At 60.2% G+C, this 18,526-nt stretch carries 22 protein-coding genes; 14 read left to right on the forward strand and 8 right to left on the reverse strand.

Annotated elements, in window-relative coordinates; all coding sequences use genetic code 11:
* Nucleotides 1-419: 419 nt before the first annotated feature.
* Entirely contained in the window at nt 420-1,091 is a 672-nt protein-coding gene (locus AC1DTN_RS22335) for a response regulator transcription factor (protein ID WP_439014724.1), read from the forward strand.
* The gene (locus tag AC1DTN_RS22340) at nt 1,091-2,425 is read left to right on the forward strand and encodes a sensor histidine kinase (protein WP_439014723.1); all 1,335 of its coding nucleotides are present in this window, start codon (nt 1,091-1,093) and stop codon (nt 2,423-2,425) included. Before AC1DTN_RS22335 ends, AC1DTN_RS22340 begins: the two co-directional genes overlap by 1 nt.
* A 292-nt stretch (nt 2,426-2,717) precedes the next feature.
* Here the strand turns inward: AC1DTN_RS22340 and AC1DTN_RS22345 are convergent, their stop codons facing one another.
* Together AC1DTN_RS22345 and AC1DTN_RS22350 are read right to left on the reverse strand one after the other, a co-directional pair.
* Complete coding sequence (locus AC1DTN_RS22345) at nt 2,718-3,707, reverse strand: potassium channel beta subunit family protein (RefSeq protein WP_113324646.1); 990 nt, start codon at nt 3,705-3,707, stop codon at nt 2,718-2,720.
* Between the two features lie 199 nt (nt 3,708-3,906).
* Complete coding sequence (locus AC1DTN_RS22350; RefSeq protein WP_113324664.1) at nt 3,907-4,098, reverse strand: hypothetical protein; 192 nt, start codon at nt 4,096-4,098, stop codon at nt 3,907-3,909.
* Between the two features lie 269 nt (nt 4,099-4,367).
* On the opposite strand from AC1DTN_RS22350, the gene AC1DTN_RS22355 reads away from it, so the two are divergent.
* Nucleotides 4,368-4,736, forward strand: a complete 369-nt coding sequence (locus AC1DTN_RS22355) for a hypothetical protein (protein ID WP_439014722.1) — start codon at nt 4,368-4,370, stop codon at nt 4,734-4,736.
* Nucleotides 4,737-4,744: 8 nt separating this feature from the next.
* Here the strand turns inward: AC1DTN_RS22355 and AC1DTN_RS22360 are convergent, their stop codons facing one another.
* Complete coding sequence (locus AC1DTN_RS22360; RefSeq protein ID WP_439014721.1) at nt 4,745-6,433, reverse strand: dihydroxyacetone kinase family protein; 1,689 nt, start codon at nt 6,431-6,433, stop codon at nt 4,745-4,747.
* 133 nt (nt 6,434-6,566) lie between these two features.
* Nucleotides 6,567-7,055 (reverse strand): GAF domain-containing protein, encoded by a 489-nt coding sequence (locus AC1DTN_RS22365; RefSeq protein WP_113324643.1) that lies wholly within the window; start codon nt 7,053-7,055, stop codon nt 6,567-6,569.
* Between the two features lie 117 nt (nt 7,056-7,172).
* On the opposite strand from AC1DTN_RS22365, the gene AC1DTN_RS22370 reads away from it, so the two are divergent.
* Together AC1DTN_RS22370 and AC1DTN_RS22375 are read left to right on the forward strand one after the other, a co-directional pair.
* Entirely contained in the window at nt 7,173-7,592 is a 420-nt protein-coding gene (locus AC1DTN_RS22370; protein ID WP_439014720.1) for an NUDIX hydrolase, read from the forward strand.
* A 97-nt stretch (nt 7,593-7,689) separates the two neighbouring features.
* A complete protein-coding gene (locus tag AC1DTN_RS22375; protein WP_439014719.1) occupies nt 7,690-8,295 on the forward strand; it encodes a carboxymuconolactone decarboxylase family protein in 606 nt (201 codons plus the stop codon).
* Nucleotides 8,296-8,325: 30 nt separating this feature from the next.
* Here the strand turns inward: AC1DTN_RS22375 and AC1DTN_RS22380 are convergent, their stop codons facing one another.
* Nucleotides 8,326-9,255 (reverse strand): alpha/beta hydrolase, encoded by a 930-nt coding sequence (locus tag AC1DTN_RS22380; RefSeq protein ID WP_439017193.1) that lies wholly within the window; start codon nt 9,253-9,255, stop codon nt 8,326-8,328.
* Nucleotides 9,256-9,518: 263 nt separating this feature from the next.
* Here AC1DTN_RS22380 and AC1DTN_RS22385 point away from each other — a divergent pair, with 263 nt between their 5' ends.
* On the forward strand, nt 9,519-9,941 hold the full coding sequence (locus tag AC1DTN_RS22385; RefSeq protein WP_439014718.1) for a lipocalin-like domain-containing protein: 423 nt from the start codon (nt 9,519-9,521) through the stop codon (nt 9,939-9,941).
* 3 nt (nt 9,942-9,944) lie between these two features.
* Here the strand turns inward: AC1DTN_RS22385 and AC1DTN_RS22390 are convergent, their stop codons facing one another.
* Nucleotides 9,945-10,832 (reverse strand): LysR family transcriptional regulator, encoded by an 888-nt coding sequence (locus AC1DTN_RS22390; protein ID WP_439014717.1) that lies wholly within the window; start codon nt 10,830-10,832, stop codon nt 9,945-9,947.
* 125 nt (nt 10,833-10,957) lie between these two features.
* Here AC1DTN_RS22390 and AC1DTN_RS22395 point away from each other — a divergent pair, with 125 nt between their 5' ends.
* The 7 genes from AC1DTN_RS22395 to AC1DTN_RS22425 all read left to right on the forward strand — a co-directional run bounded on the left by AC1DTN_RS22395 (nt 10,958) and on the right by AC1DTN_RS22425 (nt 15,162).
* Nucleotides 10,958-11,797 carry an oxidoreductase gene (locus tag AC1DTN_RS22395; RefSeq protein ID WP_477922642.1) on the forward strand — a complete coding sequence of 280 codons (840 nt, stop codon included), beginning with the start codon at nt 10,958-10,960 and terminating at the stop codon, nt 11,795-11,797.
* A 153-nt stretch (nt 11,798-11,950) separates the two neighbouring features.
* The gene (locus AC1DTN_RS22400) at nt 11,951-12,955 is read left to right on the forward strand and encodes a ketopantoate reductase family protein (RefSeq protein WP_439014715.1); all 1,005 of its coding nucleotides are present in this window, start codon (nt 11,951-11,953) and stop codon (nt 12,953-12,955) included.
* Nucleotides 12,956-13,058: 103 nt separating this feature from the next.
* Complete coding sequence (locus tag AC1DTN_RS22405; protein ID WP_439014714.1) at nt 13,059-13,217, forward strand: hypothetical protein; 159 nt, start codon at nt 13,059-13,061, stop codon at nt 13,215-13,217.
* A 9-nt stretch (nt 13,218-13,226) separates the two neighbouring features.
* On the forward strand, nt 13,227-14,147 hold the full coding sequence (dapA, locus tag AC1DTN_RS22410) for a 4-hydroxy-tetrahydrodipicolinate synthase (protein ID WP_442206357.1): 921 nt from the start codon (nt 13,227-13,229) through the stop codon (nt 14,145-14,147).
* A gap of 122 nt (nt 14,148-14,269) precedes the next feature.
* Complete coding sequence (locus tag AC1DTN_RS22415) at nt 14,270-14,449, forward strand: hypothetical protein (protein ID WP_113324636.1); 180 nt, start codon at nt 14,270-14,272, stop codon at nt 14,447-14,449.
* A 22-nt stretch (nt 14,450-14,471) separates the two neighbouring features.
* Nucleotides 14,472-14,735: a hypothetical protein gene (locus tag AC1DTN_RS22420; RefSeq protein ID WP_037106596.1), complete on the forward strand. Its 264-nt coding sequence runs from the start codon at nt 14,472-14,474 to the stop codon at nt 14,733-14,735.
* A gap of 124 nt (nt 14,736-14,859) precedes the next feature.
* On the forward strand, nt 14,860-15,162 hold the full coding sequence (locus AC1DTN_RS22425; RefSeq protein ID WP_113183301.1) for a DUF1883 domain-containing protein: 303 nt from the start codon (nt 14,860-14,862) through the stop codon (nt 15,160-15,162).
* 18 nt (nt 15,163-15,180) lie between these two features.
* Here the strand turns inward: AC1DTN_RS22425 and AC1DTN_RS22430 are convergent, their stop codons facing one another.
* Both AC1DTN_RS22430 and AC1DTN_RS22435 read right to left on the reverse strand, forming a co-directional pair.
* Complete coding sequence (locus AC1DTN_RS22430) at nt 15,181-16,497, reverse strand: replication-associated recombination protein A (RefSeq protein WP_439014712.1); 1,317 nt, start codon at nt 16,495-16,497, stop codon at nt 15,181-15,183.
* On the reverse strand, nt 16,494-17,894 hold the full coding sequence (locus AC1DTN_RS22435; protein ID WP_439014711.1) for a DegQ family serine endoprotease: 1,401 nt from the start codon (nt 17,892-17,894) through the stop codon (nt 16,494-16,496). Before AC1DTN_RS22435 ends, AC1DTN_RS22430 begins: the two co-directional genes overlap by 4 nt.
* Before the next feature lie 279 nt (nt 17,895-18,173).
* Here AC1DTN_RS22435 and AC1DTN_RS22440 point away from each other — a divergent pair, with 279 nt between their 5' ends.
* Nucleotides 18,174-18,524 carry a lysozyme inhibitor LprI family protein gene (locus AC1DTN_RS22440; protein WP_439014710.1) on the forward strand — a complete coding sequence of 117 codons (351 nt, stop codon included), beginning with the start codon at nt 18,174-18,176 and terminating at the stop codon, nt 18,522-18,524.
* Nucleotides 18,525-18,526: the final 2 nt, after the last annotated feature.

Genomic DNA, 18,526 nt, shown 5'->3' on the forward strand with positions numbered 1-18,526 from the left:
TCGGGAAAATTCAGGTTTCCGCGCAGCTAAATCCGGTCGGCATTTGAAGAAAAGGGTGAATTTACATCTTTCGATTGAGCAATAAGAAGAGAACAGCCTTCATTGCAGCCAATCGAAAACTGATCCGCTCGGACAGAGGTCCGATTTCCTTCAGAACAGACCAATCAGAAATCAACTCCAGGTGCGCAGGCGCCTGGAGTTTTTTGTTCAGAGGCGATTGGCAATCTCATGGGATTTGCCAGGCTCAGATCATCGCGGGAACGAGTAACGGCCAATGCTCTTGTGGCGAAAGGCGGACGATCGTGCGATCTCGTTTATCCAATTCGTCGCGACCCATGACTTCCCTCGTTCGAAACGCTCACGCCGTAATCCTGTCGCAATGGTCGTCGTGAAGATAGGATCGCAAAGGTGGACGAGACATGAAGATCCTGTTGGTCGAAGACGAGACAAGGCTGGCGGAAGCGATTGCGGCCTCGCTCACTAAGAAGGGCATAGCGGTGGATCACACCGCTCTTCTTGGGGATGCAATCGAACTGGCTCGACAACAGACCTACGATGCGATCGTGCTCGACAGACGTCTGCCGGACGGCGACGGCATCACATTCATTCCCTGGCTACGAAGCTCCAGCGTCGTAACGCCGGTCATCGTCCTGACTGCCAGAAACGAACCGAAGGAAAGAGTAGCGGGCCTCGATCTCGGCGCCGACGACTATCTGGGCAAGCCGTTTTTGATGGAGGAGCTTTTCGCTCGACTGCGCGCTGTCATGCGACGCCCGTCGGCCTTGGCGGAGCCGTCCATAGTCCTGGGGCGGATGACCGTGGATCCGATCCGGATGGACGTCATGGTCGGCGAACTGCAGCTCGACCTGCCTCGTCGAGAGCTGATGGTGCTCGTTACCCTTGCAAAGCGAAAAGGCAAGACCGTCCTCAGATCGGTGCTGGAAACCGAAATCTACAATTACGAGGAGACGATCCAATCCAACGCGCTGGATGCCCATGTATCGCGACTGAGAAAACGCTTAACTGACGCGGACGCCGGCGTGTCCATCCACAACATCCGCGGGGTCGGATACCTGCTGAAGGAACATTGATGCGATTTCCGAATACGTCGTCGCTGTGGTGGAGACTGAGCTGGCAGCTCAGCGTGCCATTCGTCGTCATCACGGCATCGGAGATCGTCGGTCTATGCATCTATGGGGCGATGATCCATTCTCCGAACGTCGGTATGCAGCGCCGGCTTCTGAATGCCCTGGAAGGGTCCTTGAACTACGAACCTGGACAAGGACTTCGCATCAAGGACAGCGAAGAGCTCGCAGCGTTGAAGAATGATACCCCCAATCTCTTTTTCTACGCTGCGGCCCCAGACGGAACGGCTGTGGCATATGGGAATATTCCGCCTGCGTACACACAGCTCACCAAGTTCGTGCCGCTTATCAAGGACGCCGACATTCGCGGCACGTCGGCAAGTGGCCCGGTGCCGGCTTCAGTCGACGACTTTGAGATCAATAAGACCGAGATCCGGGTGCTTTATGGCGGTCGCAACGGAAGCGAGTCGACATTCCTTGCGATACTCGGCAGCGCATATCCGATCTACGTGCCTCTGCTCGCGGTTACGCTGCCCGCCCTCTTCTTCGCCGTGCCGCGACTGGTCAGGCGTTCGCTCTTAGGGCTGAGCCACGTCGTACAGAAAGCTCCGGAGATCGACCCTCGCCAGCCAGGATCCCGGCTGCCGGTGGATCGGGTTCCGAGCGAGGTCGTTCCGCTTATCCATGCGTTCAATTCCGTCCTAGAGCGCCTCGAGCAGCAGTTCGCAGCCAGAGAACGTTTTCTCATCGACGCCGCACACGAGCTCCGCACGCCGATTGCCGTCATGCAGACGCGTATCGATACGACCCTGGAAGGAAGCACGCGTGACACCATGATGGATGACATCGGGCGCCTGCGGGAGACGGCGGAGCAATTGCTCGACTTCGAGCGAAGCGAGCAGTCCCCGGAGCCGTTTGAACAAGCCGACCTAGTGGAAGTCGCCAGGAACGTCGTCGCCGACCAAGCCCCGCTTGCCCTCAGAAGCGGATATGAGATCTCGTTCGACACTGAAGTGGACGAGCTTTATCGCGTGGTAAGTCCGTCGGCCATGTCACGCGCGATAGGCAACCTTGTGCGCAATGCGATCGACCATGGCGGAAATGCCGGCACGATATCGGTGCGCGTGTCCGAACGTGGAGGCATCTCGGTTTCGGACGAGGGCCCCGGCATTCCAGCACCGCATCGAGACCTCGTGTTCGAACCATTCTACAGGGTCACACCGCGGAGCACGGGTGCCGGCCTCGGGTTGAGCATCGTGAAGCAGATCGTGACCCGTCACCGAGGGAGCGTAGCTCTCGACGGCAATCCGACAGGAACAACCGTAACCATCAGCCTGTGACAGATATATTTTCCGTCCGAATCTGCCCTTTATTGTAATAGCGTCGCAAGGCAGGACCGCAGTGTCCGGTCAACGAGTTCAAAACAGGTTCTTGGCCACAATGAAATCATCAACCCATTCCACGGCGCATGCATGAGAGACCGGTTGGCGCGATAAACCGGGCCGCCACTCGTCCTGACGCGCGGTCAACGAAGCGCAGTAAAAATGAAATGGCCGAACCAACGGGTCCGGCCATTTTCCTATTGGAACAACGATAAGAGCCAGATGCTTGATCTGGATAGCCTAGCCTTGCCTAGAAGCGGCGCGGTGCTTCCGGCTTGTTTCCGACGATGCTGTCGATCCGCTCCAGCACATCTGATGTCACCTTATCCTTGTGCGAGAGGGCCGCGAGATTGTCCTGCAGCTGGCTTGAGCGCGATGCGCCGAGGATGACGGTCGAGACGTGCTTGTTGGCAAGGCACCAGAGGAGGGCAAGATGGGTGATCGACAGGCCGATCTCGTTCGAGAGCTTGGCAAGCTGGCGAACCTGGTCCAGTTGGGCGCGGCCGGCGTCGGTGGACCATTTTTCCTTCAGCCATTCGTAGCCGGGCAGGTTCATGCGGCTGTCGGCCGGCACGCCGTCATTGTATTTGCCGGTCAGGACGCCCGAGGCGAGCGGTGACCAGATCGTGGTGCCGAGGCCGATCAGGTCGTAGAGCGGGAGGTAGTCAGCTTCGACTTTCTGACGTTCGAAGATGTTGTACTGCGGCTGCTCCATGGTTGGCGGCGTGATACGCAGGTCGCGTGCGACGGCGTAGGCTTCCGTCAATTGCTGTGCGGACCATTCCGACGTGCCCCAGTAGAGCACCTTGCCCTGGGCGACGAGATCATGCATCGCGCGGACCGTCTCCTCAATCGGCGTATCAATATCCGGGCGGTGGCAGAAGTAGAGGTCGAGATAGTCGACCTGAAGCCGCTTGAGAGCTGCGTGGCAGGCGTCCGTCACATGCTTGCGCGACAGGCCGCGTTGCGTCGGCTTCTGACCACCCCAAAAAACCTTGCTCGAGACGACGTAGCTGTCGCGGCTCCAGGCGAGCGACTTCAGCGCCTCGCCCATGACGATTTCGGACTTGCCGCTTTCATATCCTTCGGCATTGTCGAAGAAATTGATCCCGCTGTCGTAGGCGAGCTTCATGAGATCGACAGCGTCGCCGCCATTGACCTGCTTACCGAAAGTGACCCACGATCCGAAAGAGAACTCACTCACCTTCAGACCCGATTTTCCCAAACGACGATATTCCATCACATATCTCCCAAAACTCATAAAATCTGCCGCCCCAAAATTGAGGTCGGCTTCGTACAATCAGGCAATGACTGATTTCGCGTAACCTATCTTATTGTCAATAATATGCGAGGCCCCGCAGTCATAAAGTCCTGCGTCCTATTGCATCACTTTTTCCGTGAGCCTATTCGGGGCCCGCGGGGCAGAACCGCGCCTCTCGCTAGTAGCTGCAAGGGCGATCGTTGCCAAATCCGCCGAGGCACGCCGGTCGGAGCCCAAAGTCGGTGCTTTGGGGCCCATACCCGATCGAACCGGTTTGTATCGAACTATCCGAGCTGGTCGTGCAGGACGAAGCGATGATTGCCACGATGACAGCTGATCCAATGACCAGCAGTTTTCGAAATTGAGACATTTGATCTACCCCCATACCGATAATCGGCGACACCGGAATGCAGCGCATATCAGTGTCGGCTAAAGAAATAGGCCGGGCCGGAGTTCCGAGAACAGCGCTGTCGATCAAGATTTCGTCATTTGCGCAGTCTGCTGAGATCGACCGTCCAGCCTTGAGCTTCTGGCGACTGCCGGGAGGCGGCTGGTGTTTTTTGCAGCATCCAATACAACTTACGAAAAGTCAGCCTCTGAAACTCAATTGCGAACCATCGCTTTTTCGCCGGGACTTTCATGCAAATTTTCAAAGCATTGCGTAGCCGCCGTCCGGACTGCGCTGCAGTTATCGGCTTGATATTCGGCCCTGACGTCGTGATGGCCTATCTTGGCCGCGGTTTGATGGCAATCGCCTATTTCGTCGGTGGCGTCTCGGTGTCCGCAGCGCTGATCTGGCTCTTTATCAGGCTTTCAATTCCAGGCGCCTACGGGACGCTTGTGGTTCTTGCCTGGCATTCGTTCGGCGCCGTTCTCGGCTATCGTGTCGCGAAATCGCTTCCAAGCGGCGGCACCTTTCCGTGGTACTCGCGGTGGTACAATATCATCCTGCTGTTTTCGGCTGCTATCTTTCCCCTGGCTATGCTTGCCAGAGGTTTCGCCTTCTAGGCGCTCAATCAATCCGCCTCAATCGCCTTGAGCCAAACCGTAACCGCTACAGCTCCGCCATCCGGATGACCGAGGGCGCGGTCGCCGAGGTAACTTGCGCGGCCCAATTTCGGCCGCATCGCCTTCGTGGCTTCCGCTCCGGCAATGCCGGCGGCAACGGCCCCCTGCCATGCGTCACGGGTCGGCTGGCCCTTTGTCAGGCTTGCGATGAAGGTATCTGCGGCGGGGCGCAAGGCATCGATCATCGTCCGGTCACCGGGCTTTGCGCCGCCGAGATCGGAGACGGCCTGGACGGTGGCGGAGAAGGCCTCGGCCATCTCGACTGATGTCGGGGTCTCAATGCCTGCGAGCTGGCGTGATGCGCGCATCAGGGCGGTGGCATAGAACGGTCCGGAGCTGCCGGCGATTGCGCGTCTGAGAGCATCGCCCATCGCCATCAATCCGCTTCCGACATCCGCGAAGGCGGCATCGGGAAGTGCGAGAACGGCTTCGGCACCGCGTTTCATGCTGGCGCCAAGATCGCCATCGCCGGTGATGCTGTCGAGTTCGGTCAGATGCGCTTCTGCGGCGATCAACGCGTTTGCCACAGCCTGCGCTGTCTTCTGAAGTTGCTTGCCGGCGGCGGTAATCGTGCGGGATTCGGGTGGGCTTTCAGCTGATCTCAACGAGGGAAGTACTCGGATGCGATTGACCGCCCCGCTTCGGGGCCATGCACTTGCAGACGTCGGTGCATCGATCAGTTCAAGCGACCTGATATCGACATGCAGGATGGAGAGCGAGAAACCCGGCATGTCCAGGGCGGACAGGAGCGTGCCGGCCCAAGCCCTTTCGACCGTGACGCCTTTGCCTTCAAGTAAAGCGAGTGTGGAACGCGCGACTATTGACAATTCCATCGGCGGGGTTGCGCCAAGACCATTGACCAGCAGGACGACACGGTCGCCCTTCTTGAGCTTGCCATCGGCTTCGATCGTTTCCAGGACGAGCGAGACGAGCTGGTCGACCGGTGCGATCGGCATGCGGCGAACACCCTGTTCGCCATGGATGCCGAGACCGACTTCGATCTCCTGTTCGCCGAGAGAGAAGCCGGGTTTCCCGACTGCCGGCAGGGTGCAAGACCCAAGTGAAATGCCCATGGATGAGAGCTGTTCGGATGCTGACCGGGCGATGCGGGCCACTTCCTCCAGTGGCAGGCCTTGCTCGGCGGCAGCACCGGCAAGCTTGTGCACCAGAACCGTGCCGGCGATGCCGCGGCGGCGGTCGGCGGGAACGGTTTCCCGGAGCGCTACGTCATCGGCAACAACGACGATCTCGACGGGAATTCCTTCCGCGCGCGCCAGTTCCGCCGCAAGGCCGAAATTCAGACGGTCGCCCGTATAGTTCTTGACGATGAGCAGCGCACCGGCCGGGCCGCTTGCGGCCATGATGCCGGCCAGAACGGCATCGGTGCTCGGCGAGGTGAAGACATTGCCAGCAACCGCCGCCGTCAGCATGCCGCTGCCGACATAGCCGGCATGCGCAGGCTCGTGGCCGCTGCCGCCGCCCGAGAGAACGGCGACTTTACGCTTGGCAGGTTCAGGAAGATCGGACCGGATTACGACATTTTCGTCGGCCAGCAATATGGTTGCCGGGCTGAGCGCCACGACCCCTTCCAACATTTCCCTTACGACGGTGGAAGGATCGTTGATCAGCTTCTTCATGGTTCTCTCCAACAACCAGCGCACCTGAACGCAATCGTCGTTCGATCAGTGACCTAGCACGATTTCCCCGAAGGTGAATACACGATCAAATCCGACGGAAACGCAGCGACGGATCGTCGCCACACCAGTCCGCTCAGAAGCGGGTTGCCGCAGCAAAGATTTCCGCCAGGCGCTCGATGCCAGCCTGGTCTTCGGCATCGAAACGGGCGGGTATCGGGCTGTCGAGATCGATGACGCCGACAATCTCATCGCCGTTCCTGATGGGAACGACGAGCTCGGAGCGGGATGCGGCATCGCAGGCGATATGGCCGGGAAACGCATGGACATCTTCCACCAGAATGGAGGCGCGCTCCTTGACTGCCGTCCCGCAAACGCCGCGGCCGATGGGGATGCGCACACAGGCAGGCTTGCCCTGGAACGGTCCGAGCACGAGTTCCTCACCCTTCAGCAGGTAGAAGCCTGCCCAGTTGAGATCGGGCATCATCTGGTACATCAGGGCCGAAGTGTTGGCGGCGTTGGCGATCATATCCGGCTCGCCTTCGAGCAGACCCTGCAGCTGCTGGGCAAGCTCTCGATAGAACTCGGCCTTGTTGTCCACTTCGATCGACGCCGCCTGGAACATTGTCACATCCACTTCCTGTTACTGAGCCGCTGATATAGGCGGTCAGGCGGGTTTTGACAAACGGCCGATCCGACTACGGCAGTTGAATTGCGGCAGCGAATCCGGTCAGATTTGCGCATGATGGAGACGATCAGAATATCGGCCGCCCTCCTGTTGCGGGGCGACGGTCACACACTTCTGGTGCGCAAGCACGGCACTACGGCCTTCATGCAGCCGGGTGGCAAGATCGAGCCGGGAGAGACGCCCGAGCAAGCCCTGACACGAGAGCTCTCGGAGGAAATCGGCGTCACCGCGAGGGCTGCCGAACTCGAATTCCTGGGGCAATTCCAGGCGCTAGCCGCCAACGAGCCGGATCATCTCGTTGTTGCCGAGGTCTTCCTGCTGCAAGTGAAGGACAACGATATCAAAGCAACGGCGGAGATCGAGGAGGTCCGCTGGATATCGCCGTCTGAACCGGGCGAGATCATCATGGCGCGGCTGACGGAACACCATATCCTGCCATTCTACCGCCAGCGGCAGAGCCAAACGGCCGGCTGAGGCACCAGGCATCCATTTTGCGGAAAGCGATGGGTGGGCAGATTGATGTCGCCGGATGCCGCTCTATTCTCCCAGTGGATCAAGGGAGGATCGTACCATGGCCTTCATTCGTACCCCAGATGCTTCCGCCAGCGAGAAGACGGCCTCGATGTACGCTTCGGCCGAAGCGAGCTACGGCTATCTGCCGAATATGTACCGCGCCTTCGGCCACCGGCCCGAGGTGATGGAGCACTGGGGAACGCTGCTTGCCAGCATTCGCGGCCATATGAGCCAGCGGCGTTATGAACTGGTGACGCTGGCGGCGGCCAGGGAGCTCAAGTCGTCCTATTGTATGCTGGCGCATGGCTCCGCGCTGCTGCGCGACGGCTTTACCAACGACAGTCTTTCGGCAGTCGCCGGTGGCAGCGAAAAAGCGCCCATCGATGCCGTCGAGCGGGCAATTATGGACTTTGCCGCCAAGGTGGCGCGCGATGCCACCTCGGTGACTCAGCAGGACATCGATGGCTTGAAGCGCCTCCAACTGAGCGACGCGGAGATCTTCGACGTGACCGCGGCAGCGGCAGCACGCTGTTTCTTCTCCAAGATGCTGGATGCGCTGGGTGCTGCACCCGATCATGCCTATGCCGAACGGCTCGATCCCAAACTTCGTCAGAATCTCGCCATCGGCCGGCCGATCGAAGGGCTGAATTCGAACCATTCGTAAGAGCGGGGTCGCGCGGTGTTGGAATGGTCCTTACTGTGCTGGCGGGTCTGCAAAATGCGTGATCGCGAACTCGGCGATCTTCTGGCCGGCCTTGTCGGCGTCATCAAGCACTGATGGGAAAAGCTGCCACTGATGCGGCATTCCCGGCCAGACCTCAGCCGTCACATCGACGCCGTCCTTGCGCGCCTTGTCGGCAAGTCGCAGCGTATCGTCGAGCAGCAGCTCGCCGGAACCGACTTGCAGCAGTAATGGCGGAAAACCCGAGAAATCGGCATATAGCGGGGAAATGTCGGGATCCGTCGCGGAATTGTTGCCGAGGTAGGCTTTACGCAGCGCCTCCAGCACATTCTTGTCCAGGACCTGATCGTTGGCGGCATTCGACGTGACCGATGCGCCTGATGCCGCCAGATCAGTGATCGGGCTGAGCGCCACGACGGCGGCCGGCAACGGCTGTCTGGAGCGCATCTGCCGCAGCACGGTTTCGATTGCGAGATTGCCGCCTGCGCCATCGCCCATAACAATGATATTTCCGTTGCTGTAGCCGCTATCAAGCAAATAGCGGTAGGCGCTCAAGGCGTCGTTGACCTGCGCTGGATAGCCATATTCCGGCGCCCGCCGGTAATCGATGAGCAATACGTCGCTGGAAGCGGCCTTGGCAAGCGAGCCGGCAAGCAGGCTGTGGCTGCGAATGGAGCCGCTGTAGAAGCCGCCGCCGTGAATGAACAGGATCACACGCCGTCCGATCGGATGATGAAGGCGCGCCGGCCAGAGAAGTTCAGCCTCAACCCCGCCAGCATCGACATGCCGGATCTGGATGCGTGTCGGTTCCGGCAGCGTTTCCATGAAGTCACGGAACGCGGTGCGCCGGTCCCTGAGGGTCTCAGCGCCCTTGAAATGTTCTTTCCAGCGGGAAACTAGCTTTTCGACCTGCTCCCGGGAGGCGGGTGTCTGTGCCGACATTTCCTGCGCCGATATTTCCAGCGGAAAGGCAGACAGCACCACGGCTGCAAGCGCTGACAGCAGCGCTGCGCGACATCCCACTTTCCACCGACTGACAGCAGAAAAAAACGGTTTTCTCATTCGCCCCTCCGGCGCTGTTCTTCCTTCGTGCGGCGCATCTTCACCACTTCACCACCGAGAGTCAAAAGGGAGTTTTGACTGATCGCATAAGTTCGTAGCCCGTATTTCTCGTTGTGCTAAACTACTTTAAGGAGGGGAAGATCATGGACAGAGCCGCCCTGCTCGGGACGTGGCGCATGATCTCGTGGACGCGAACCGTCGTTGCGACGGGAGAAGTCAGCGACGCCATGGGTGCCGATCCCATTGGATACATCGCCTATCACGCCGACGGCCGGATGATGGCCTTCGTCACCAACCGACGCCGGCCTAAACCCAACGGCAAAGCCCCCAACGACAATGAAAAGGCCGCACTTTTCGATACGATGCTGGCTTACACCGCCGCCTATACTCTGGAAGGCGACAAAGTGATCCATCATGTCGAGGCCGCCTGGAACCCGACATGGGAGCGGCCCCTTATACGCCCTGTGCATATCGAGGGCGACATGCTCGTCATCAGCGATGCACCCGGCATCGATCCTGTCACGGGAGAGGATGTCGTCTACCGGCTGGAATTCCGCAAACTCTGATACTCACTCGCCGCGGATCGCATCGATCACTGTCCGGAAGCCCGCCGAAATATGCCGCCGACTGGGATAGTAGAGGTAGAGCGGCTCCTCCGGCTGGCACCATTCGTCCAGCACCTGGATAAGCTGGCCGCTCGCAATCAGCGGCACCACCCTGCCCTCCCAGACATAGGCGAGCGCCACGCCGCTCAAGGCCGCTGCCGTCATCAATTCGTGGTCGTCGAGAGAGAGCGGGCCGGTCGGGTGGAAGGTGATGGCCTGGCCGTCCCGCTCAAAATCCCAGGGGTAACGCGCACCCGAGGGGAACATGTTCTGAATGCAGATATGGCGCTTCAGATCATGCGGCGTCTCAGGCTTTGGCCGGGTTTCGAAATAGGCGGGAGAGCCGACGACGACGAGGCGCATGCGCGGCTTGATACGCACGGCGATCATACCCTCGGTGACACGTTCGCCGAAGCGGATTCCGGCATCAAAACCTTCCTCGACGATGTCCACCAGCCGGTCCGTTGCCGCGATTTCGAGCTGCAGGTTGGGGTTCTTCATCAAGAGCGGACCGATGATCTGGCCGACGACGAAAGGCGCAATGGAATTGCCGACATTGATGCGCACACGGCCGAAGGGGGTATCGCGGAAACGGTTCAGCGCATCGAGTGCAGAACTGATCTCGCCGAAGGCCGGATCGAGATGAGAGCGAAGCAATTCGCCGGCCTCCGTCAGCGAGACGCTGCGGGTCGTGCGGTTCAGCAAGCGGATGCCGATGCGGTCCTCCAGATTGAGGACGGCGTGGCTGACCGCGGAGGCGGTAACACCCCTCTCCTCTCCTGCCTTGCGGAAGCTCTTGTGCCTGGCGACAGCGGCGAAGGCTGCCATTTCGGAAAGTTCGGTCGCTCTCATTACTGAATTTCACTCATCATAGTCTCTCAAATAACAAATCTTATACATGAGCGCGATTTGCGTCAAATTCCTCTCCGTCAGCAACGAACTGCTGAAACAAACACTCTCAAGGAAAGGGAATTGCCATGAAAGTCTGGTTTATCACGGGTGCATCGCGTGGTTTCGGCGCGCTGATGACCAAGGATGCTCTTGCCAGCGGTGACGCTGTCGTTGCCACCGCCCGCAACCCCAAGACCATCACCGAACAGTTCGGCGATCATCCGAACCTGCTTGCCGTCGCCCTCGACGTCACCAATGAAGAACAGGCCAGGCAAGCTGCCGCTGCCGCCGTTGCCCGCTTCGGCCGCATCGATATCCTCGCCAACAATGCCGGTTACGGCTTGCTCGGCGCGGTCGAGGAAGCAACGGCCGAAGAGATCGAAAAGATCTACGCCACCAACGTCTTCGGCCTGCTGAAGGTCACCCGCGCCGTGCTGCCCTATATGCGCCGCCAGCGCTCCGGCCATATCCTGAACTTCTCCTCGATCGGCGGCTACTACGGCTTCCCCGGCTGGGGCGTCTATGGCTCCACGAAGTTTGCTGTCGAAGGCCTGTCGGAATCGTTGGCAACCGAAGTCGAACCCTTCGGCATCAAGGTCACGATCATCGAGCCCGGCTTCTTCCGCACGGACTTCCTGCATGACAACTCGCTGGCAATCAGCCCAGCCTCCATTCCTGATTATGTCGGCACGCCGGCCGGCAACATGCGCGACTTCGCAGCCGGCGCCAACCATTCGCAGCCGGGCAACCCAGCCAAGCTGACCGCCGGCATCATCGAAATGGTGAGCTCGGCCAACCCGCCGCTGCGCATGCCTTTCGGCAGCGATACGGTTGCCAAGATCGAGGAAGAGCATGCCAGCGTGGAAAAGGAACTGGCCCAGTGGCGCAAACTCGCCGTCTCCACGGACTTCGGACAGACCGGCTGAGAAGGCCTGACTTTCCCCCAGCAACAAGCGCGCCCTCCGGCGCGCTTCGTTCATTTCGGCGTGAAGATCGTCGCATCGGCAAGATTTTCACTCGCGCTGGCGCTGCGATGACCTAAATCTACGGGCGTCATCACGAATGCGGAAAGGCAAGGTATGACTATCAAATCCATTTGCATCTACGGAGCTGGCGCACTCGGAGGCGCGATTGCCGTCAAGCTGGCAAGCCGGCTCGGCGATGACGTGACCGTCTCGGTCGTCGCGCGAGGTGCGCATCTCAAGGCTATCCGTGAAGGCGGCCTTTCACTTCATGAGGCCGATGCCGACAGGCCGATCAATGTGCGGATCACCGCAACGGACAATCCGACGACACTGCCGCCGCAAGACCTCATCATCACCGGCCTCAAGGGACATCAGCTCGGCCCGGCAGCCGAGGGCATGGCAGCGCTGCTGAAGGACGGCACACGCGTGGTCATGGTGCTCAACGGTATTCCCTGGTGGTATTTCCATCGCGACACGCAAAGCGGCCATGCCGAGCTGCAGCTCGGTGAACTCGATCCCGGCGGCAAGCTGTGGAGCCTGATCGGTCCGGAACGGGTGATCGGCTGCGTGGCGCTGCAGGGAGCGGAAGTCGTCAATCCCGGTGAGATCCGCCTTTCCAATGTTGGTCGTTTCGTGCTTGGCGAACCGTCGGGCGAGATGTCGACCGATCTCGAAACCGTTGCCGGCCTCTTTGCCAAGGCAGGCCTCAATGTCTCGACCACGCCGCGCATTCGCGACGAGATCTGGAGCAAGCTGACGGGCAACGCGGCTTTCAATCCTCTCAGTGCTCTGACGCGCGCCTTGATGACCGACATTATGGCCAACCCTGCGCTCTTCGACACGGTTGGCAAGATCATGAAGGAAGTACGCGCCGTCGGCAGTGCATTGGGTGCGCAGTTCAGCATCACCATCGAGGAGCGGCTGGAGCAGTCGCGCCATATCGGGGCGGTACGCACGTCAATGTTGCAGGATCTGCTGGCCGGCAAGGCGTTGGAAATCGTGCCGCTCGTCGGCATGGTCGTCGCGCTTGGGCGCACTGCCAAGGTGCCGACGCCCGTATCGGAAGTCGTGCTGGCGCTGGTGACGCAGCTCGACAGGGAAAACCAGCGCGGCGGGTGACGGCCGCCTCTTTATGCGATTCCTATATCTTCGATCTCCACTCCGAATGGATTTCCTATCGGAGGCGGCAGTAGCCTTTGCCACAACAGCAAAGGTTACCGCCATGCGTGATGTCATGTCCCCCCGATACTTGCCGCTTCGCCCCTACCGCATCACGCGCGGCAAACGGCAGATGCGTGAGAAGCGCACGGCCCAGGCGCTGATGATCTTCGGCATCGTGCTCGCCTGCGTCGAATTCTATGTGATCCTCGGCTCGCTCTGAGGCCCCATCATGAACAGCATGGGAAGACTGCGCCCGGGTGGCGCGATCACTGCGCTCGTCACGCCGTTCCGCAACGGCGAAGTCGATGGCGCAGCATTGGAAGCCCTTGTTGAATGGCAGGTGCTGAGCGGCGTCGATGGACTCGCTCTCTGCACGGCGGCGGGTGAAGGGCTGAGCCTCTCACCACAGGAACGCCGCATGGTGCTCGACATCTGCATCCGGGCCGCGGCGGACCGTATTCCGGTGATCGCCGCGGCCGGAACCAATTGCACCGAGAGTACGATCGCGTTTATCCGGGATGCGGAAGAACGCGGTGCCCGCGCTGTGCTTATCACCGTACCCTATTATTCCAAGCCAGGGCAGAAGGGCATTCTGCATCATTTCCAGCAAATCGCTGCGGCAAGCAATCTGCCTGTTCTGATCGAGAATGCGCCCGCACGCACGGCGAGTGACCTGACGGTGGAAACGCTGGAGCGACTTGCCGAACTCGAAGCGATTGTCGCCATCATCGATGCTACCGGGGATATCGCCCGCTTCGCCAACGTGCCGGCGGCGCTGCGGCACCGCTTCCGTTTCCTGTCCGGCCATGACGGAGCGGCGCTTTCTTTTCATCTGGCGGGTGGCGACGGCATCGTGTCGGCGGCTGCCAATATCCTCCCGCGTCTCGTCACATCGCTGCAGCAGGCGGCCCATGGGAGCTATATTTCCGCAGCGCTGGCGCTCAGCGACAGGCTGAATCCGCTCGTGACTGCACTGGGTTCGGAGAGTGATCCAGCCCGGCTGAAATATGCGCTGCAGGTTCTGCGCGGCACGGAGCCCGATCTTCGCTTGCCACTCGTACCGGCAGAGGCCGAAAGCCGCTTCGCGATCGTAGCTGCGCTTTCTCCTTTTGTCGGCGGCAGCGCTCAGCGCATGGCGCTATCCCTATGAGATTTTAATATTTTCGCTTCCGGCGCCAAATGGAAACCCTATCCGCCAGCATCTATCTTGATGAGCGTGACACCGCCGCGACACTCAAACGGCGGTTGAGTTAGACTTCGAAAGGACAAACGATGTCACGCCTGACTGATATCAATGCCAAGACCGACCCGCTGCAACGTGGCGTAAGCGCCCATGCGGCCGATCCCTCCCATCCGCTGTTTGCCGGCCTGGTTGCCGTCGCACCGCGGCTCGGCGCCGTTATGGCTTTCGCCGGGCTCGTGCAGATGAGCTTCCATCTTATTTCCCAGTAAGCGCGGATCGAGGATCACGACAATGGCAAATGCACAGCAACGCCGGCAGATTTCGGCTCCTCTCACTCCTCGTCCGGCTCGCTTCACCGTCGGTCGCGACAAGGGCGGCCGCTGGATCGTCCAGGATCGGGAGGGGCTCGTCGGCGGTCTCTTCATCAATGAAGCCGCGGCCCTTCATTTCGCCGCGGAAGAGTGCAACCACAATCCCGATGAGATCTGCCGCGCCGCAACGGGCATAGTGCTCGATTTTGCACCTCTTGCGCGTAACACCGGCAATATCCACTAAATACTGTGCCGTTCCTGCCATTTTGAAACAGCAGGAGCGGCACCAGGCCCAGGATTTCCAACTTTTCCTTAACTGCCATCCTGATAGAGTCCCGCTTGCAGAGACTATATGTGCCGCGAGACCAATGCCGAAACCGAACTTCCGCTTCACCCATTACGATATCAAGGAACAGCGCGCCGGAACGATCGTCGAGGTGTCTCTGAGCGCCGTGAACAATGTGCGGCTGATGACGGCTCCGAACTTCCAGCGGTTCACCGAAGTGCTCGATTTCAAATATATCGGCGGTATCGCGCGCAAGTCGCCGATCAGGCTCGCCATCCCCGAGAGCGGCCACTGGCATATCGTCGTCGACATGGAAGGCCATCACGGGCTGGCGGATTCTTCCGTCAAGCTGATCACCGCTCCGGCCGCACAGAAGCGCGCCTGACATTAGCGCTGCCTGATCTCAGCGCGGATTGCGCTCCTTGCGAAGTTTTGCCCACCAGTCCAGCCGTTTGCGGATCTCGCGTTCGAAACCGCGTTCCGGCGGATCGTAAAAAGTCTGGCGGCCCATCTTTTCGGGAAAATAATCCTGGCCTGAGAATGCATCCGGCTCATCGTGGTCGTAGCGGTAACCATCGCCATATCCCTCGCCCTTCATCAGCTTCGTCGGCGCGTTGAGGATATGCTTCGGCGGCAGGAGCGAGCCATTCTGCTTGGCGGCCATCGTCGCCGCCTTGAAGGCGGTATAGACGGCATTGGATTTCGGGGCGGTCGCGAGATAGACGCAAGCTTGCGCGAACGCCAGCTCGCCTTCCGGCGAACCGAGATAGTCATAGGCATCTTTGGCAGCGTTGCAGATTACCAGCGCCTGCGGATCGGCAAGGCCGATATCTTCCACCGCCATGCGCACCAGCCGCCGGCCGAGATAGAGCGGATCCTCGCCGGCATCGAACATACGTGCAAGGTAGTAGAGGGCGGCATCGGGATCGGAGCCGCGGACCGACTTGTGAAGCGCCGAGATCAGATTGTAATGGCCGTCCTGCGCCTTGTCGTAGACAGGCGCCCGGCGTTGGACGATGCGCGTCAGGCCTTCGGTATCGAAGGTCTCGCCCTCGCGAGCGGCGCGCCAGACTTCTTCAGCCAGCGTCAGCACCGCGCGGCCATCGCCATCAGCCATGCGGATCAGGCTGGCGCGTGCGTCCTCGGTCAACGGCAGTAGCCTGCCCTCGACCGTCTCGGCACGTTTCAGCAATTCCTCGAGGCTCTCTTCGTCATGCGACTTGAAGGTCAGCACCCGGGCGCGCGACAGAAGAGCGGCGTTGAGCTCGAAGGACGGGTTTTCCGTCGTCGCGCCGACGAGGATGACTGTGCCATCCTCCATGACCGGCAGGAAACTGTCCTGCTGGGCGCGGTTGAAGCGATGGATCTCGTCGACGAAGAGCAGCGTCTGGCGGCCATCCATGCGGCGCATGCGGGCGGCCTCGAACACCTTCTTGAGATCGGCAACGCCGGAGAAGATCGCCGAGATCTGTTCGAACGCCAGACCCGCCTCGCCCGACAGCAGCCGCGCGACCGTCGTCTTACCGGTTCCTGGCGGCCCCCAGAAGATCATGGAGCCAAGAGAGCCGCTCTCGATCATCCGGCGCAGAACGCCATCCTCACCGGTCAGATGTTCCTGACCGGTGACGTCGCCAAGTGTCTTCGGCCGCAGGCGATCGGCAAGCGGCCGCCGGCTGGCGACCTCTTCCGGAACACGCGGCGCGAAGAGATCGTCACTCATCGGAAGAACTGCCTGATACGCTGACCATCGCGTTCGATCTCGACCCGCCAGAGGCTGGGATCGGAATCGGCGATCTCCTGCAGGTCGCGGCTGGTTTTCACTTCGGCCCCATTGATGGAAACGATGATATCCTTCGGCTCGAAGCCGAGCCGGGAAGCAGGAGACCCGCCCTCGACATCGGAGATAACCACACCCGCCGAATCGAGCGGCATCCTCAGTTCATCGGCCACACGCGGCGAAAGGTTTTCCACGACCGCACCGGTAAAGGGCGTGCGTCCGCCGATCGTGCGCTGATCGCGAGGCTGGGTTTCCGGCGCGCGGGCAAGGGCAAGCGTTATCTGCTGCTCGCGCCCGTTCTCCATGACCGTCAGGTTGACCGACCTGCCGAGGCCGGCCGTCGTCAATCGATAGAGAAGCGCATCCGGATGTTCGACAGAGACGCCATCGACGGCGGTGATGACCTCGCCCGCCTTGAGGCCGGCCTTGGCTGCCGGGCTATCCGCCGTGACCTTGGCGATCAGCGCACCGCGCGCCTTGTCGAGGCCGAGCGCATCGGCGACCTCAGAGGTCACCGGATCGAAGCTCGCACCGATATAGGGCCGCTCGAAGGATTTGACGCCGGAATCGGCCGAGGTCAGGAAGACCTTGACGAGATTGGCTGGAATGGCAAAGCCGATACCGTTCGAGCCGCCGCCGCGCGAGAAGATCGCCGTGTTGATGCCAATCAACTCACCCTTCATGTTCATCAGCGCGCCGCCGGAATTGCCGGGATTGATCGAGGCATCCGTCTGGATGAAAAAGCCGAACTCGTTCTTGACCACCTGATTGCGGGCAAGCGCCGAAACGATGCCGCTGGTGACGGTCTGGCCGACGCCGAAGGGATTGCCAATCGCCAGCACGAGATCGCCTACTTCCACCGCATCGGAATTGCCGATCGGCAGTGTCGGGAAATCCGCCTTGCTGTCGATCTTCAACACCGCGAGATCGACGCGGTCGTCACGCAGAACCACCTTGCAAGGGAATTCGCGGCCGTCGGACAGCGCCACCTTGATATCATCGGCGCCCTCGACGACGTGATTGTTGGTCACCACGGTGCCGTTCGCTTCGACGATGACGCCGGAGCCAAGCGAAGACTGCTTCTCGGAACGGTTCGGCATCTGTTGGCCGAAGAACTGTTCGAAGAAGGGGTCGCCGGCAAAGGGCGACTGACGCTGGACGGTCTTTTCGGCATAGACATTCACCACGGCACCCGAGGTCTGTTTGACCAGCGGCGCGAAGGAAAGCTGCATCTGCATCTGGCTTTCCGGCACGGTTTTGGTCTGCGCTTCGGCGACCGCCGGCAGCAGGAGCGTGAATGCCAGAAGAGAAACGGAGGCGTGTTTAAACAGGCCTTGCATGGGAATCCTTTTGAAATGCTCTCAAGAAAAATGTTGTAGCGCCCGACGCTAGAAAGGAAAGAGGGCGGAAGCATGGAAGATCGAGGCATCGCGGATTTGGGAATTTGAATCAGGAAAATCAAGCAGGTTACTGATATCTAAGCTCAAAAGCAGGACATAGTCACCGCGCAGGGACAACGTCCTCAAAGCCGGCGGACGGGTTTGATCCTTGCCATAAAACGGACCTGCATCATCTTTGCCGTGAGACCGAAACAGAGTGTCCTTGCAGCAGGAGAGACCATGAAGACCACCATCCTATTAGCAGCAGCCTGCGCCACGCTTCTCACGTTTGCACCACAAGGCGCGCAGGCAGCGAGCTTCAACTGCGATGCAAAGGAGCTGCAGCCAGATGAGAAGGTGATCTGTGAGAACCGGTCGCTCAACGACGCTGATGTGAAGATGGTGACGACCTTCGAGCTGCTGTCGGGACTGCTGGCCATGGGCGCGCGCGGTACGCTGCAGGACGAGCAGACCGCGTGGCTGAAGAAGCGGCAGGCCTGTGGCGCGGATGCTGCCTGCATTGGTGCTGCCTATCAGGAACGGTTGAAGCAGCTCGGCGAGACCTACAAAAACATCAATCGGCCCCTCTAAGG

The organism is Rhizobium sp. 01T444, from assembly GCF_056398305.1.

Coding starts and splice junctions, on each gene's coding strand:
- AC1DTN_RS22355 (WP_439014722.1), top strand. CDS start 4,368: ATGCAAATTTTCAAAGCATTGCGTAGCCGCCGTCCGGACTGCGCTGCA.
- AC1DTN_RS22440 (WP_439014710.1), top strand. CDS start 18,174: ATGAAGACCACCATCCTATTAGCAGCAGCCTGCGCCACGCTTCTCACG.
- AC1DTN_RS22385 (WP_439014718.1), top strand. CDS start 9,519: ATGGACAGAGCCGCCCTGCTCGGGACGTGGCGCATGATCTCGTGGACG.
- AC1DTN_RS22340 (WP_439014723.1), top strand. CDS start 1,091: ATGCGATTTCCGAATACGTCGTCGCTGTGGTGGAGACTGAGCTGGCAG.
- AC1DTN_RS22420 (WP_037106596.1), top strand. CDS start 14,472: ATGGCAAATGCACAGCAACGCCGGCAGATTTCGGCTCCTCTCACTCCT.
- AC1DTN_RS22350 (WP_113324664.1), bottom strand. CDS start 4,098: ATGTCTCAATTTCGAAAACTGCTGGTCATTGGATCAGCTGTCATCGTG.
- AC1DTN_RS22425 (WP_113183301.1), top strand. CDS start 14,860: ATGCCGAAACCGAACTTCCGCTTCACCCATTACGATATCAAGGAACAG.
- AC1DTN_RS22335 (WP_439014724.1), top strand. CDS start 420: ATGAAGATCCTGTTGGTCGAAGACGAGACAAGGCTGGCGGAAGCGATT.
- AC1DTN_RS22415 (WP_113324636.1), top strand. CDS start 14,270: ATGTCACGCCTGACTGATATCAATGCCAAGACCGACCCGCTGCAACGT.
- AC1DTN_RS22405 (WP_439014714.1), top strand. CDS start 13,059: ATGCGTGATGTCATGTCCCCCCGATACTTGCCGCTTCGCCCCTACCGC.
- AC1DTN_RS22365 (WP_113324643.1), bottom strand. CDS start 7,055: ATGTTCCAGGCGGCGTCGATCGAAGTGGACAACAAGGCCGAGTTCTAT.
- AC1DTN_RS22395 (WP_477922642.1), top strand. CDS start 10,958: ATGAAAGTCTGGTTTATCACGGGTGCATCGCGTGGTTTCGGCGCGCTG.
- AC1DTN_RS22400 (WP_439014715.1), top strand. CDS start 11,951: ATGACTATCAAATCCATTTGCATCTACGGAGCTGGCGCACTCGGAGGC.
- AC1DTN_RS22370 (WP_439014720.1), top strand. CDS start 7,173: ATGATGGAGACGATCAGAATATCGGCCGCCCTCCTGTTGCGGGGCGAC.
- AC1DTN_RS22375 (WP_439014719.1), top strand. CDS start 7,690: ATGGCCTTCATTCGTACCCCAGATGCTTCCGCCAGCGAGAAGACGGCC.
- AC1DTN_RS22390 (WP_439014717.1), bottom strand. CDS start 10,832: ATGAGAGCGACCGAACTTTCCGAAATGGCAGCCTTCGCCGCTGTCGCC.
- dapA (WP_442206357.1), top strand. CDS start 13,227: ATGAACAGCATGGGAAGACTGCGCCCGGGTGGCGCGATCACTGCGCTC.
- AC1DTN_RS22345 (WP_113324646.1), bottom strand. CDS start 3,707: ATGGAATATCGTCGTTTGGGAAAATCGGGTCTGAAGGTGAGTGAGTTC.
- AC1DTN_RS22380 (WP_439017193.1), bottom strand. CDS start 9,255: ATGTCGGCACAGACACCCGCCTCCCGGGAGCAGGTCGAAAAGCTAGTT.
- AC1DTN_RS22360 (WP_439014721.1), bottom strand. CDS start 6,433: ATGAAGAAGCTGATCAACGATCCTTCCACCGTCGTAAGGGAAATGTTG.
- AC1DTN_RS22435 (WP_439014711.1), bottom strand. CDS start 17,894: ATGCAAGGCCTGTTTAAACACGCCTCCGTTTCTCTTCTGGCATTCACG.
- AC1DTN_RS22430 (WP_439014712.1), bottom strand. CDS start 16,497: ATGAGTGACGATCTCTTCGCGCCGCGTGTTCCGGAAGAGGTCGCCAGC.